General features: G+C 38.3%; 15 protein-coding genes. 2 read left to right on the top strand and 13 right to left on the bottom strand.

The window, feature by feature from the left end:
- Positions 1-3 precede the first annotated feature (3 nt).
- The 8 genes from L1266_RS19215 to L1266_RS19180 are packed head-to-tail and all read right to left on the bottom strand — an operon-like array spanning position 4 to position 7,956.
- Positions 4-573, bottom strand: a complete 570-nt coding sequence (locus tag L1266_RS19215) for a hypothetical protein (protein WP_036973882.1) — start codon at positions 571-573, stop codon at positions 4-6.
- Position 574: 1 nt separating this feature from the next.
- On the bottom strand, positions 575-1,792 hold the full coding sequence (locus tag L1266_RS19210) for a murein transglycosylase domain-containing protein (protein ID WP_036973883.1): 1,218 nt from the start codon (positions 1,790-1,792) through the stop codon (positions 575-577).
- Positions 1,793-1,810: 18 nt separating this feature from the next.
- Positions 1,811-2,524, bottom strand: coding sequence for a hypothetical protein (locus tag L1266_RS19205; RefSeq protein ID WP_036973884.1), 714 nt, complete (start codon positions 2,522-2,524; stop codon positions 1,811-1,813).
- Positions 2,524-3,819, bottom strand: a complete 1,296-nt coding sequence (locus L1266_RS19200; RefSeq protein ID WP_036973886.1) for a hypothetical protein — start codon at positions 3,817-3,819, stop codon at positions 2,524-2,526. Before L1266_RS19200 ends, L1266_RS19205 begins: the two co-directional genes overlap by 1 nt.
- A gap of 9 nt (positions 3,820-3,828) precedes the next feature.
- Positions 3,829-5,196 (bottom strand): hypothetical protein, encoded by a 1,368-nt coding sequence (locus L1266_RS19195; protein WP_235373817.1) that lies wholly within the window; start codon positions 5,194-5,196, stop codon positions 3,829-3,831.
- On the bottom strand, positions 5,193-6,323 hold the full coding sequence (locus L1266_RS19190; protein ID WP_036973889.1) for a hypothetical protein: 1,131 nt from the start codon (positions 6,321-6,323) through the stop codon (positions 5,193-5,195). Before L1266_RS19190 ends, L1266_RS19195 begins: the two co-directional genes overlap by 4 nt.
- Before the next feature lie 8 nt (positions 6,324-6,331).
- Positions 6,332-7,234 (bottom strand): LPP20 family lipoprotein, encoded by a 903-nt coding sequence (locus L1266_RS19185; RefSeq protein ID WP_235373818.1) that lies wholly within the window; start codon positions 7,232-7,234, stop codon positions 6,332-6,334.
- Positions 7,231-7,956: a hypothetical protein gene (locus tag L1266_RS19180; RefSeq protein WP_036973892.1), complete on the bottom strand. Its 726-nt coding sequence runs from the start codon at positions 7,954-7,956 to the stop codon at positions 7,231-7,233. Before L1266_RS19180 ends, L1266_RS19185 begins: the two co-directional genes overlap by 4 nt.
- Before the next feature lie 355 nt (positions 7,957-8,311).
- Here L1266_RS19180 and L1266_RS19175 point away from each other — a divergent pair.
- Together L1266_RS19175 and L1266_RS19170 are read left to right on the top strand one after the other, a co-directional pair.
- Positions 8,312-9,074, top strand: a protein-coding gene (locus tag L1266_RS19175; protein ID WP_235373819.1) for an IS5 family transposase whose coding sequence is annotated in 2 segments (ribosomal slippage) — positions 8,312-8,779 and positions 8,781-9,074 — 762 coding nt in all. Because the reading frame shifts where the segments join, the coding sequence is not laid out codon by codon here.
- Positions 9,075-9,320: 246 nt separating this feature from the next.
- Positions 9,321-9,743 carry a hypothetical protein gene (locus tag L1266_RS19170; protein WP_036973893.1) on the top strand — a complete coding sequence of 141 codons (423 nt, stop codon included), beginning with the start codon at positions 9,321-9,323 and terminating at the stop codon, positions 9,741-9,743.
- Between the two features lie 34 nt (positions 9,744-9,777).
- On the opposite strand, the gene L1266_RS19165 is transcribed toward L1266_RS19170, so the two are convergent.
- The 5 genes from L1266_RS19165 to L1266_RS19145 all read right to left on the bottom strand — a co-directional run bounded on the left by L1266_RS19165 (position 9,778) and on the right by L1266_RS19145 (position 13,602).
- Positions 9,778-10,080, bottom strand: a complete 303-nt coding sequence (locus L1266_RS19165; RefSeq protein WP_036973894.1) for a hypothetical protein — start codon at positions 10,078-10,080, stop codon at positions 9,778-9,780.
- A gap of 181 nt (positions 10,081-10,261) precedes the next feature.
- Positions 10,262-11,620 (bottom strand): conjugal transfer protein TraH, encoded by a 1,359-nt coding sequence (locus L1266_RS19160; protein WP_235373820.1) that lies wholly within the window; start codon positions 11,618-11,620, stop codon positions 10,262-10,264.
- The gene (traF, locus tag L1266_RS19155; protein ID WP_235378155.1) at positions 11,620-12,603 is read right to left on the bottom strand and encodes a conjugal transfer protein TraF; all 984 of its coding nucleotides are present in this window, start codon (positions 12,601-12,603) and stop codon (positions 11,620-11,622) included. The genes L1266_RS19160 and traF overlap by 1 nt, the downstream gene beginning before the upstream one ends.
- A 10-nt stretch (positions 12,604-12,613) precedes the next feature.
- The gene (locus tag L1266_RS19150) at positions 12,614-13,267 is read right to left on the bottom strand and encodes a hypothetical protein (protein WP_138558825.1); all 654 of its coding nucleotides are present in this window, start codon (positions 13,265-13,267) and stop codon (positions 12,614-12,616) included.
- A 2-nt stretch (positions 13,268-13,269) separates the two neighbouring features.
- Positions 13,270-13,602, bottom strand: a complete 333-nt coding sequence (locus L1266_RS19145; protein WP_138558826.1) for a hypothetical protein — start codon at positions 13,600-13,602, stop codon at positions 13,270-13,272.
- Positions 13,603-14,925 lie beyond the last annotated feature (1,323 nt).

Genomic DNA, 14,925 nt, shown 5'->3' with positions numbered 1-14,925 from the left:
CTATTATTTATTTAAATTATCTAACTCTTTTTCAAGATCTTTCATTGCTTTTTGGGCTTTAAACTCTTCGTAAAGAGCTTCGCGTGAACTTGGATCTAAACGCTTACCAGATTGAGCGACCAGGTTATTAAACGTTTCTTGTGTATTGCTCATTACAACGAATGTACAAAGCTGTTTTACACCATCTAATTTAGCAAAAGCAACTTCTTGCGGCACAGCACCCACAAGGCTTTGCTGTGCAACTTGCTTACTTACTTGCTCAAACGTTCCACCAACATTTAGCTCATCATTACTTTGCGCTTTACGTCGATATAGCTTGTCCATAACGCTTGCTTTAACCTGTATCTGTTGTGATAAATCGGCGCGAGCTGCTGCAATAGCTTGTGCTCTGTCGGTAGACATACTGCCAGACCAAGGTACGCATGATGATGAAGCTAACCCTTTATCCGACACAGGTAATAATACCCAGCTTGGCACTGAATCATTTTTTGCTAACGGCTCAGACTGTGTTTGTTGAGTGCTTGAACACGCACCTAAAGCTAAAGCGGCTATAACAGGTAATAACTTTTTCATTTTAAATTCCTTTCAATTGCTTTTGATAATAAGCGGTGCGTTTTACCACTTTTTGTAAGTAATTACGGGTTTCTTGCGCAGGTAAATTGTTAACCATTAAGGTATAAATTTTCTCTGCAGACATTGAATTAGCTGCAATACTTGCCTGATTAAGTGATTTAGAGCCACTTAGCGTTTTGGCTACGTTGCCAGGGCCAGTATTATAAGCAGCTATACTCATGTAAATTCTTGATTGCTCGTTACGTACATTTTTAAAGTAACGATTACTTAAAATATGCACATAAGTACTCCCTGCCTCTACGTTATTATCTGCCTGGAATAAATACTCAGGGCTTAGTAGTAATGGTTTACCTTGCAAAAAGTTACTCACGTCTTTACCCGCTGATGTAGGAACTATTTGCATCAAACCAAAGGCAGGTATGGGTGAGCGAGCTAATGGGTTAAAACTTGATTCAGTATGAATTATGGCTAATAACAATGCCGGCTCTATATTGTAGCGCCTTGCTTGTTGCTGAACCTCAGGTAAGTAACGTTTTGCTTGATTAGAGAGCGTATTAGCAGGCAGCTTATAACTAATTGTTACTCTGTCTTTTTGCTTAATTATTTTAGGCGCCTTGGCAGAAAGTACCTTTTCTACAATCTCGGTAGAAAGCACCGTTTGCTCGGCTATTTTTTTAGGTTGAATCGTTGTTAATGGCTTATTTCTTTCAATTTTTCTATTTAAAGACTGACCCGCAGAAGTGAAGCTCTTATTGTTAATGGTATTATTAGCTGCAATATATACCGGATCCTTTGCAAGTGTTTTATCAACCGAGACTTGAGCAAGTTCATTTAATTGCTCTTTTGCATATTCAACAGCTTGCTCGTTGTTTCGGCTATTTAATAGCTCAACCACCACTTCACCACTTTCAAAATTTACACTGGTGCGTTTATTTAAGTCATCACTGTATTTGACCCATACTTTTGAACTTGGCAGATTTGGGTCTTGCCATTTTGTAGTTACTTGTTTTAAATATGCATTTTGCGCATCATGCCAAGCACTTACAAACGCTTCAAATTCTTGCTTTTGTTGTTGCTCAAACTGGCTAAACTCACTCTGGCGCTTTTTTAGAAAAGCCTCAAATTCAGCCTCATTATTCGTTTGAGCTATGCTGGTAAAACCCATTGTTAAATTAGCGAATACGCCTATTTTTAGAAGAATTTTAGCTATTGGATGCATTTTTATATCCCAATAAAATTAAAAGTAGCTACTTAAATCATCAGCTGGTAGGTTATCAAAAGCAGTTTGAGCAGCTAAATTTAAACGCTTACAATCTAAACTTTTGCATTGCTGGGTTAGTGAAATAACTTGCTTGTAGCGCCTATTAACAAACCACGTTTGTGCAACTGACGCTTTAGCTTCATCGAGTATTAACTCACTCACTTTTAAATATTTATCGAGATAGCTTAAGCGTTGCTCTTCTGGTGATTGATCTGCAACTAATGCCACCGCATCAGACATTGTTGTAGGGTGGTTTAATGCTATTTGCAATAAAGAACGTAAGTTTGTTTTATCTTTTTGGCTACCAATCTGCCAAGCAGCTCTAACGGCAAGACCTGCTTCGTTAATATCATGCGCAGCAGGTATTACAACGCCAGTACAAGTTAACCATTCTTGCTGTTTTTCTTGCTTATAGCCCGCAATCTCAGCGTCAATAAAGCTTACCGATACTGGCAAAGTAATATTGAGCTTTTTAGCTAAAGTATTTTTAATAATACTGCGCTGGGGCAGGGTCAACGCATTTCGACATGCCTGCTCAAGCGCATTTTTTGCACTCGTTTTTAACGCCATTACTCGGGCGTATTGACCATTAGCCTGACTTTTAAAATAAGCAGTTTGCTTTTCAATTGTTTGCTCTGAGTCAAAGGTGCCCGAAGCCACCAATGTAAGCGCTAAAATAGGTGCTAACATTAAAGCTCCTTTTCACTCGCTACTTTACCTGATGCCCCCTGAGGATTAGCCGCTTTATCATTTAACCCACCATGAGCTTTAATTTTATGACCATAACGACTGACGCCGTTTACTGTTTGTCCATTATTACCAGCCATTTCTTTTGCAGCTTGGCGCGCTGTTGCCTCTAAACTTGGCGCGTAAACAGCAACACTGTACTGCCAGAAACCATCATCACTTGCAAAACTTTTGACGCTCACTCCCGGTGGTAATTTACCCTTTGCAACAGTTGAGTATTCATCTGATGTTTTTAATTGATTTAAAAAAGTACTGCGGTCTTCTTCAAGAATTTTTACTTGCTGTGGATCATTTAAATATGGGTCTTCGTATTCAAACTGCTTAGTGCCTTCCATTTGCTTTTCATTAAAGCTACCTTGCCAATACACTTGTTCACCTTGAATGGTGGCAAGCAACGCTGAACGGGCACGCGTTTGTGATTGAGATTTAGCAACACCTTTAAGCTTACGTGCAACCGTTTTATTTCGGTTTTGACGGGCAATGGCTGAGCCGTAACCTAATACAATTACTTCTCCCGTTTCTGCATTAGTTAGTACTTTAGCGCCTACAGGAGGTAAAACACCGCTTTTAACATCACCAATTACTTGTTGAAAAATAGCATTTGGCTCAGTAGTCACCGCTACGGCACCGCGGTTTTCTTTAATTTGAGCACGTGTTTTTGGTGTTGAAATCAGGCTTACTCGTACACCTTTTTCATCAACGTTGTCGTATACATCATAGGTAACAAAACCCGCTAGCGAACCAGATACAGACTCTTTACACGCTTCCATCATATTAGTCTGTTCATTTACAGTACTTTCGACGCCTGTATCGATAGAATCCATAATTGCAGACACGACATTGCTGCACTGATGCTCCACTCCCTTCATATTTTCAATTAATTGTTTTTTAGCAATTAGATACGCTTGATTATAAGCCCCGCGTTTAGAAAGTAACGATGCATTCATATTGTCGTAAGTGTTATAGCTAGCACTACCGATTGATAAAATACCGGTACCACTGCCAACCTGAATCATTTTTATGCCATCTTCGTTATCATCAATTAGTGCCTGATGCGCAACAGCCACTGCCACATTTGTATCTTTTGCAACCACTACATCGCCAGAAACTTGTGCTTGTTCAGCTCCCGCTACTTGCGCTCCAGGGCGAGCAGGTATCATGTCTGTTAGGCTAAACTCTTCAGTTGCAATTGCAGGCATAGCTAAAACCATTGCTAATGTTAATATTTTAAATTTCATCATCCATCCTTATTTGTACCTGAGTGTAAAATCGTCTTCGACTGTAATTTTCGAAAGGTTTTTTGCTGTTATTGTCATTAATGCTTGATCGAGCGCATTAGCAAGCTCACCGGTATCACCTTTAAACCTAAGGCTTGCTACAGTATATTTTTGTTGTCTGTGTATAGATACGTCGCTTACGCCACCTAATGTACTTAATACATCATGCAGTTTTTCTGGTTGGGTTAACTTATTACTTGGCAACATGACTTCACGAACTAACCCCCCCCTTGCAACAACTTGAGTAAATGCATTATTAAGCGTGCTATGAAGTGCTTTTGATTGTGACTCACTTGCTAAATGTACAGCCATTAAATCTTTTTCAACGTATGGGCCTTTAGGCAATGACATAAATGAAGGGTCGTTTTTCCATTGACCATAAATATTTCCAGCTAAGTCTCTAACGTCAGCAGTTAAATAAAGCTGCCTGTTGTTCCCTCGGCTAATCACTGTAGACTTCGCATAAATAGCTAAACTCGCTACGTTACCAACCTCAATACCCTGCTCGTTTAGCCAAACTTTAAGCTCTGTTTTTAATGGCTCTGGCGCAACAACTTGGACTCTAGGCGAACCAATCATGCTCAGTAATTTAGATGCTTTTTGAATGAGAGGTGCTTTTTCTACCACAGCCAAAATAGTAACTTCTACCCCCCCATTTTTGAGCTCTTTGGTTTGCAGCGTTTGCCACTCTTTAACAAGCCCTTCACTGTGACTCGAAAGCTGTTGACCTATCAGCTCTTGCATACTTGTTGACTCATTACCCTCAGCAATACTCATACTCGTGCTTGAAGATTGGGTATGTTGCTGAGTAAGCCATACACCTACCACTTGCGATACAGCACGTTGTAAAGCATCTTGCTCTGCTATGGTTAGTGCTGTTTTACCTTCTTTTTTCCAGCCTTGGCCTATTACTGTCACACTAAAATTTTGCGTGGTTTGCTGCCAGTTTTGCTGTAGTGGCTCTCCTAATTCCTGTGGATTGAGGCTTACAGTCATGCACGTGTCGTTACCGCTAAGCGTAGGCGTTGAGTAGTTTAAAGGAACAGCACCGGCACTCAACCCTTCCATCATCGTAGTTCGTTGCTGCTCATATAAGCTGGCCGCATCATCATCTAATCTGGATGTTAAATGTTGCTGTGCACCTTGTGTTGTTAGGCTTTTGTTACCTTTAATAAAACTTATAAGCTCGGCACTTGCCTGAGCTTTTGCACCAGAAATAGCCGTGCTACCTCGACCATAAGCACACGCCTGTGTTTGCAATGTGCCATCAGCCAAGACATCAACCTGGGCTTGTGCACTTAAAGAACACAAAGCTAATAGGCCAAGCTTTTTGATCATGTCCTATTCTCCAAAAAGTCTGCTGGCGTGCCAACCGATACAGCAAATATTTTGGCAACATTTGATGGACGGTAAATGCCATTTTCAGCTTTGTTTTTAACATCATCAGCTGCACGAGAGTCTTTCCAACGAATAATTTCACCATTAGCGCTACTTCGCGAAGGGTTTACATTTGCAACGCCAAGTGGCTCAACAAATCCAGCCTCATAGCTAAAAATGATCATCGTTTCGTTAGGCAGCACACCTGCATTTTGGCCTCTGTCTAAGCTAATCTTATTACCTTTAATACCTAACACTTGCGCTGTTGCTGGCATTTCACTCAACATACGAGTAAGTAAAATATCAATACCACGCGATCCCATGTCGCTAAGTACTGCATTTACATGAGCACTTTGATCAAAATGGAAACCCGCTGCATAGCGTCCGCTTACAGTTGTAAATTTCAACTCTGAGCGATCACGTACATCTTCCGATTTAACACGAATCTTTCCTAAATTTGGGTGCGATAGCTTTTCACGTGTTTGCGGGTTTATAACACCAGTTGTCAGCTCTAATGTGTAGTCGGCCCAATCCGTGATCGCCCCTTCAGTTTTTAGTGTCCTTAGTGAATCAATTTTCACGACAAAATCGGGAATTAATGCTTTAACTTCAGCGCGTTTAGCTGCTGTTGCTACACCTTGTTGTTGTAAAATTAACTGTTGTTCTTTTGAAATAGCATCATCATCACGCGTAACAATTCTAAATCGATTAATACCAGCAAATTGGTTTTCGAGCATAAGCAATAAATTTTGATTATCAAACTCACGCATTGCATCAACACCAATACCACTTCCGCTTACACCAGCTAAGTCAAAATACATACGTACAATAGGTTTTTTGAGTGGGCAACTATCGATTTCACTATTAATATCGAAGGTACAACGCTCTAAACCTTGAGTATCAAAATAGGCTGGCATTACAATATCAGCATCTTTAAATTCATAAGCACTTTTGGCGATTACTGTATTCGAAGCGTTGTTGCTCACTGTGCCAGATTGAGTCGTGCTTCCCTGTTTTGGGCTTGTGTTACAACCAGCCAATAAGGCAATAGTTAGTGCAGAAAGAGTTAAATTTTTGACTAATTTCATTGCTATTCCTAATTATCAAACAGCCACTGACTAGCAGGCGCTTTAATTTGTTTTACTAAATGATTAATCGCGTTTTGTTTTGCGATTTCTTGAGTGCTGGCACTTTCTTGGGCGGATATGTTGTGCTGTAACAGTACTTTAAATGGACTCACGCTTCGAGTAAGTACAATGGTTAGATTTGCTTTAGCGAGGTAGGCATTATCGCTTTGAGCATACTGCCATCGTAATTGTGGCCTTACCCATAAGCGAGTTGAACCACTATGCGGTAACGCATCATTTAGAGCGGACTTTATTTGGCTAATGTTATTAGCGCCTATCACATCGCAAGCGATAGCGCCTAACCCTATTGACTGTTCATTTAAAAGTTTATTTAAAATTTGTTTTATAAATGGCTTAGGGCCAGATAGGTGCTCTAACAAAGCGACTTTTTTTGAGGCAAGATTAAGCTCTTCACTTTTTTGAAGAGCCCATATAAATCGCTGTTCTACATTATTTTTGGGGATGGCTATACGCTCTAGTCCCTCTAAATCAGATTTAAGATTAGCGATTAAAGTCGCTTTTTTTATGCCCACTTTTAAAGCAAATAAATTATTTTGGTTAATCGAATTAAGCTCTTCAAGCCCCGTTAATGTAATAGGTAAACTAGTTAAGCTCGTTGTTTGTTCAAAATAGTTATTTACTCGATTATTTTGCTTTTTTAGCGTTTGTAATTGCTGTGTATTTACATTAACGCTTAACTGAGTCGTAATGTCGGCTAGAGCCGCTTGCTTTGCGGCTAAGCGACTTTCACCAATGCCGACTGCAGTAATGTATTTATCACTTTTATGGGATTTGGTTACCCAGTCAGGCCAACTTTGAGCTGAACAATTAAAAACACATCCTACTAAAAAAGCAAAAATGCTTGTTTTCATCTGCCTTTCTCTTCTTGCTCAAGCTGAAGCTCATTTATAGCTGTGATAGTTGCTTGCTCAAGTTCAATAATCTCGTTTGCTTCAAGTGCTAATGCAAGCTGATCTTTTGCTTTAACAAGTGCAGTGCCTATATCTTTTGGATCTTCTTCTTTTTCGGCGTTTTCTTCATCGCTTGATAACCAAGAGCTAACTACATCACCTCCCATTCGCAAAGCTGTAACTTTAGCTACTGCACTACTGTGCTGGCTCAAAATATAAGCAGACTTAGCTATTTCAATTGTTAAGTCTGTCGCAAGCTCTACATTTTGTTGGTAAATACCTTCATTAGCTAAATTATAAGCCGCAATTTTATGACCAATTTCTTCGTCTTTATTTTTAGCTCCTGCGTCAAATTCAATAATGGCAGCTTGTAATCGTTCAGGTGTAGAATTCTTATGAGCATATAAAAATGCTTGCACATCTCTATAGTTATCAGTTTGAGTGCGATACTCAGCCATAACCTTGCGTTGACGTTCTAAAATAATAGCGGACATATTTAAAAACTCATCTATCCCTGGTTGTACTTCAACTGGGTGAAAATAGCCGAGAGTGTCCATGCGAGTTGTTAACTCTGCAACGGCTGCACTTCTGTCTAGATTAGCAGATGTACTTGTGTCGGTTGTAGATACACAACCGGCGAAAAGGGGGGCGAAGATAATGGCAGATAAGCTAGCTTTTTTCATTAGGTTATTTCCCTATACTTATAAAAACACAAGAAAGCACAAAGCTAAGCTGTTGACTTGGTTCATTCTTCCTTGGATATTTTATTAAAATTACCGAAATTATGAAAAAATGCAACCCTACAAATTAAGAACTTTTTATTTACTTACCTTTCATTTTATTACAAATGTAACGCTGACAAGGCATTCAGCCAGCATTCATACTTTTATCTCATTTTATAAAAAATTTAATTTTTTTACTTAAATAGCATATACAGGCTTAGAATTAGGGGCTGTTGAACTTTCGTGATTAGTTTTTGAGCGGCATGGTAAAGCGTTATAATTTGCTTCGCCAAAAGTAAAATAACAACCCAATACCATGCCTAGACTAATGCTAACTGATACGCGGTGGCTAAAGCTACTTCAAGTAATGAAAAATACAGGCCGCATATACAACAAACCAGAACACAGAATGACGTTTGAAGGGATACTCTACCGGCTGAGAACGGGTATCCCATGGCGAGATTTACCCACAGAGTTTGGTGGTTGGAGCACCATTTATAGACGCTTCAATTTGTGGTCAAAGAAAGGGTTATTAAACCGGTTATTCAATGAGTTAGCAAAACTTTCTGATTACGATTGGGTCTTTGCTGACGGGTCGATTGTTAAAGCTCATCAACATAGCACTGGCGAAGCGACCTCAGACAATGAGTGCATAGGAAAGAGTCGAGGTGGTAACTCTACAAAAATCCATTTAGCCGTGGATAGCGGAGGGCTTCCCATTTATTTTGAACTATCGGAAGGCCAGAGAAATGACATAACTCGCGCTCAAAGCTTAGTTGACCATTTTGCGGGAAGTGAACATTTTCGTCGGCGACAAAGGGTATGATAGTGATATGTTGAGGGAATATATTGAAGCCAAAGGAGGCGCTTCAGTCATCCCCAAGCGGAATCATGGTCAAGATATAGACAAAAACAGTATCGATTGGTGTCTCTATAAATATCGCCACTTAGTTGAAAATGCCTTTGCGAGAATTAAACATTATCTTGCAATATCAACTAGATATGAAAAATTAGCACGGAACTATGTCAGCATGGTCTCACTGGCATTTTCAATGATGTGGTTGCCTATGTATTGCTGATTGAAATATGTACAGTAAAGTTCAACAGGCCCTAGCTTTCTTCAACAATTTCCAGCCAGTAAAGATGGATTTAACCCCAAGTTTGAAATTAAAAAACTCGCTTATGGCCGCTTTGCAGTAAATGATGAATGTTTTTCTGACGGATCAATTTAAAGTGCGTTCTGGGCTGGCTTTATTGCTGCAGATGGATGGGTTGATGGTGATAAACGTATTGGCCTTTCTCAACACATTAACAATGAGCTCATTTTGATCGATTTTGCTAAGTATTTAGATTTTGGGAACACCTTAAGTTACCGGTTTTCTGCAAGTAACGCGGTTATGGTTGAAGTTAGATTTACCTCTAAGGTAATTGCTAAACCACTAAAACAGTTTGGCATTGTACGTAAGAAAAGTTTAACTATAAGCCCACCTAAATTATCTCAATCAACTAATGTACTGGCATTTATTGCAGGCTATATTGAAGGTGATGAATGGGTTAGGAAATATTACCAAAGAAATAATAAATGCTTTTGTATTGGCTTGTGTAGTGGCTCACAAAAGTTCATTGAATGGGCTCATAATGAAATAAAGAGCTTGCTTGGAATTACTGGATCATTTAGCACCAAACAAAATACAGTATCATTAAAATATTCAAACTCGGCTAGCATTATCTTGTTAGATCGTTTATAACCTGTCTCTAACCAGAGTAGCAAGATTACAAAGCTTATTCAGAATTGGCACCTATAACTGGCCATGACAAACTTGAAATTTCATCGCGATTAAAATAAAGCTTTGTTCCATCACTTTTCAAAATGTAGCTTTCCAAAGATATTGGATCTGTTCTTAATGTACCTTTGATATGACATTCAACTGATGTACAACCTCGTAAAATTAATGTCGTATTTGGGGTACCATCACTGAGAAGAGCAACAACCCTATTTGTGACGTAGATATGCAAAAGATAAATTATATATAAAACAGCTATCACCATTTTCCAAAAGCTTCTAAGTTCTCTAGATTCCGCCATATTTTGCCTTCAGTTATTGATTTAACTCACCTATTATTCTAAGCGTACTTTTAATGAGTACCCTCTTTGCAATCTTCAATAAAAAGCGTCTTAACAAACAAATTTTCCGTATATTTGTTAAGGCGCTTTGACACAACAACTTAATCATACATGAGCATTAAACCCACCAGCTAATTTTAAATTACTTCATTGCCTGGGTAACCGCATATGGCGTAGCAACCAACTTCAAATCTTCACCTATTTTGTATCGCATTTTATCAAGATCATCATTGAGCTTATCCAGTGATTCGATATATGGTTTAGCAACAGCCCCTTTTAGTGATACACCTACAGATGAATTTGACTTGATGTTATGAAGCACTTCCTGAAGTACCGTTATTATTTGCTGAGCTACAGCTTCCTGCGCTGTCAATGATAATGTCTTTGCGGCCAACCGAGGGCTTTTTAAAGCGCTAACTAACTCTGTAGCATTTAAATCTGCAATAGCTTGTAGTGCTATTTCATCTGCCGTCTGAGCTACATTCAGTCTTTTATCAATTTTGGCAACGAGCTTTTCTGCTATATCATCAAAAATGTACTTTAAGCCTCTGCTTGAGATAGTTTGTTCAATAGGGTTTAAGCAATTTGGATCTGTGCTTTTACACTTCATTACTCTAATTGAGCCTGTATCAGACTCTTCGAAAATATCTCTTAATGAGACAGTTGCAGGTTTAGTTATTACATCAATCCCAGTATCGGTCGAGCTTGTGCTTCCAGACTTTCTAGAAATTGTTGTACCGGTTAACGACATGATCAGGTCTTTTAAGTTTGCACCACCCAAACCTGAGATTGAGGAATGGGTATAAGCACTGACATTTGCATTCACTAGAATATGATGAGCTGTATTAACTTCTACTTCGACACCATTTTTTTCTGCTTTAACAGCTGTATTATCTGTATCGCCTTTTGTAGCGTTTGCCTCACCTCTATCTGTTAACCAACCTGAAGCATCATTTGCGAGTCCTTCTAAAGCACCAAACTGCACTGAGCTCTTGAAAGTATCGACTGCATTTGTGCCGTCATCTAATTTCAGATCTCCCAAATATCCAACAGCCTTTTCGCAACCATTAGCTGTCATTTGATTAAATTCATCAAGTTTTGTTTGAAGGTCTGACATTAACTTACTACATGAGGGACAAACTGAAGTTAAAGCCAAGTTAAAGGCGTATGATGGTACACCTTGTGCAATCGCCCTTCCCATTTGCACTAATTGGTCGGAGTTTATTAAGCTAAAGCTTCCAGCAAAAAAATCGATGCCACCACAGCCTCCAGATATTTTCGGAGGTTGGAAATTAACGACATTCGCTCTTACCCCTTTTACTCTGTAAGAAGCCCCACCAAAACTAATACCGTTTCTTGTTGGTGTACTGAATGAAGTAGCAGTTGTCGTTTGAAATGTTACAGCTTCAGTAAAGACATCTTCCATCACAGTTGAAGCATGAATTGATGGAGACAAAGCGCTAAGTGCAATTAGCACTGTTAATTTATTAATTTTAAACATTACTGAGCCTTTGATGTCGTTGAAAGGTTAATCTCATTAAGCCGCTTTCTGAGTAGATCAGATAGAATTGAAGGGTTGTCTTCTAACTTTTGCTTTTCAACTACTAAAGGCTCCTTTGACACAAGAATGTCTTTCACTTCTTGTGTTTTAACGAATTGCTCCTCACTAATGAGGTTCATCCGTTTTGCTGCATAGAATGCTCTTTGAACAAGTTCACTACCTGATGCCATGCCATATTTAATTGTTTGAAAGTGCTGACCATCATTTGAGACAAGCATTGTTGTAGGGGTAATGCTCACTTGAAACTTTCGAGACAAAGTCATGTTAGGGTCGATGACATGCTTAACTCCCGGGAACTCTTTATCTAAAAGAATGCCATCCATTGAGATTGCTAACACATCAACCCCCATTATCTTAGCTAAGGACTCCATCGCAGGAAGTTGTTGGTGACAATACGGGCAGTCAGAACGATAGAACATCCACAGCCCAACTTTATCGAATAAAGAATTGAACACTTTGGTTTTATCTTTATTTGTTTTTACTTTATGAGCAAATAACGCATTACTTGAATTTGGTCGGCGGTTACTTTCAGAAAGTTGCTCTTCAAACATAAAAAATTCTTTTGTTTGATCGCTAAATGCATTCGCTTTGTCGATAGCTAAACGTTGTGCGTAATAATAGTTAGAAATGTTCTCTGTACTAGGATCATCAATAGCTATATTGAGTAATTTAGGAAGGTTTTCTTTTAACCATGCTGAATTAATTTCAACCATTTCTGGTTGTTTCTTGTCATTTGGCTGTGCAGAAGGAGGTTGCGCCTTTGGAACTTCTTGCTTTTCCTCATCTACAAGCTCAGGATCTTCGTAAAAGTGCCATCCTCTACTAGGCTTTTCTGTTCCAGAAACCGGTGAGCTTTTAGCAGACACAAAGCCAGCATTCATTACTCCCAATGCTACAATGGTTAAACTTAAATAGAATCTCATTCCTTTCAACCTACGAAATTTTAGCTACTTGCGTGTGTTGTACTCGAACTGATTGCTCTTGAACGAAATGATGGATATTTACTTTTTTAAGTTTTATTGTTTTCACTGATTTAGGATTAACACCACAACGGCACCAAGGACAAGAAGAAGTGAAGCTTTGGGTTGTTCTTAAATAAAAGCGGCCACATGAGCATCTATTTGGGTATAAGTCCTGCTTAGAAATTCCACAAAACAATGAATTAACTTGATTAATGTCAATTGGGTCGACCAAATCTTGGAATCGCTTATTAAAGCTTATACAAACATTAACAAGCATATCGGCAAAAACATTCTGATTATCAAAATCAAAATTAGGGTAAAGAGCTTTAGCTTCATTAAATAGTAGATTCGCTATCAAAAATCCTTCGCGGTTTGAATCAACCCATCCATACCCAACCGAATTTGCAATTTTCTTGAACTCAAATGGCTTAGAAGAAATAGTGTCTACTTCCCTTTTTATTTCTTTATAGCGTCCAATTTTGATATAAGGAAAGAGCTCAGCAACAAGAGCAGGTCTTGCATTAAGAGACATCAGCGAAACAATCAGTGAAATGTCCCTTGTTATATTATATGAAACACTTCTTCCATCCACTAAACCTATGAGTTCTGAACTAACTGCATTCATAATTAATTCCCTACCACAGCGATTGAGGTACTTGCAGCTAAGTTTTTAAGCTTGCCAAGTTTTGAATCATTATTCTCAGCACTTTTAATAGCATCTAGCATTTGTTTAATTCCATTCAGACCAAGCGATGCCGCGTTAATAACTGTTTTTTCTCTAGCAAGTCGTTGCAATGCCATTGTACTTGCATCACGTATAGCAACTACATCAGCTTCAGATTGAATACAGAAAAGGTGCGCAGCCAATTGAATATCTACAACTGCAGCATGTTTCACTAGAAGCAACGCACTAACTTGAATAGATATTGCTTCATCCAAAAATTGACTTCGATTTTCCATAACACAACCAATAAAAAATTATTAACAATGAAGCTACATTTTAAACAGAAGCTCACTAAATTGGCAACTATACAAAGTGTATAATTCACAATTAAAATTTATAGAAATTTTAAACGGTTGATTTTGTAAATTTTAATTTATTTATAAATCGCCACATTATGATTTAAAAAATAAACACAACCACAATCACTAATACTTTATAACCAGACATTTAAGTCGAGTACTGTTATCAAAAATCAAAGTTGGCCATTAACAATCCAAATGTAATACTCAATTCAGGTATAACTTTTAGGTCTTTAAATGAAATCTCTGTTTCACATTGCAAATAAAATTAATGAAATGCTCACAGAATATGAGCTGGGTAACCTTCAAGAATTGAGGAAAAATATTCATTCTTTATCAGGAGCTCCCTCAAAGTATGTATTTGACCAAAGGGGAGTAAAAAAATTGGGGAGCTCATTTCGGAGGTCGAGCCGAGCTTCAATTTAACATAGGCTTTGAAAATAATTCGTTTCGATATGGAGTAGCATTCTCCCTTCGCCCTAGTAGAGATCATCCAAACCTTAATGCTCTAATAGAGAAAATTAATTTATTCAATGAATACTTCAATGAATTCGGAACTGAGTTTTACGATTTAAGCATGTGGCACTATGATGTTGAGCATGACGGCTCTAGAAGTGAAGACTTTCAGCCAACCATAATCAAGTCAGAATGGTGCAAAACTAATGCTTTTATTTTCCTAGGTGAAAAACAAAATCGTGAAAGAATTGATTATCAGCGAAAATACCACCAGACAAAGTCCCTGTTCATATACGGAAGAATACTGGAAGCAGTTTTTCCATAGTGCGGAAATAACCAAACAGCAACGACATCCTTTAAGAGGAATAAGCTTAAGTTTACCATGGTTCATATGGCGGACTTTAAATGAGCCTATCTGAAGCTTCAAAGTACTTAAAACTCATAATGCATATGAAAGATGAGTTAAACATATAGCGAACAATTTAACCGCTTTGCGGAAAGTGATTTTTATCTTTTACTGGCTAACACTATCCACTATACGGATTGTGAGCACTTAACTTTAAAAGAGGGTTATTCAAGTTCTAGTTTTTAGGTAAGGCCCTTCACATTCTATAAAATCTAAAATTGCTATTCATGATACCAACGCTGCCTATAGCAACATGCTCATAAAATTATGGGTAACCCCTCTGTTAGCTAAGGCCAGGTTTTTCTAAGTAAATAAATCAACACACAAAAAGACGTAGAGTAGATTGATGATGTAAGCATCAAAGCCCTCAACTTTTAGATTTCAAATAATTTAAGTTT

This window comes from Pseudoalteromonas sp. Cn5-37 (assembly GCF_021532495.1).
Taxonomy (GTDB): Bacteria; Pseudomonadota; Gammaproteobacteria; order Enterobacterales; family Alteromonadaceae; genus Pseudoalteromonas; species Pseudoalteromonas simplex.
This window is presented reverse-complemented; position numbering and strand designations above follow the sequence as displayed.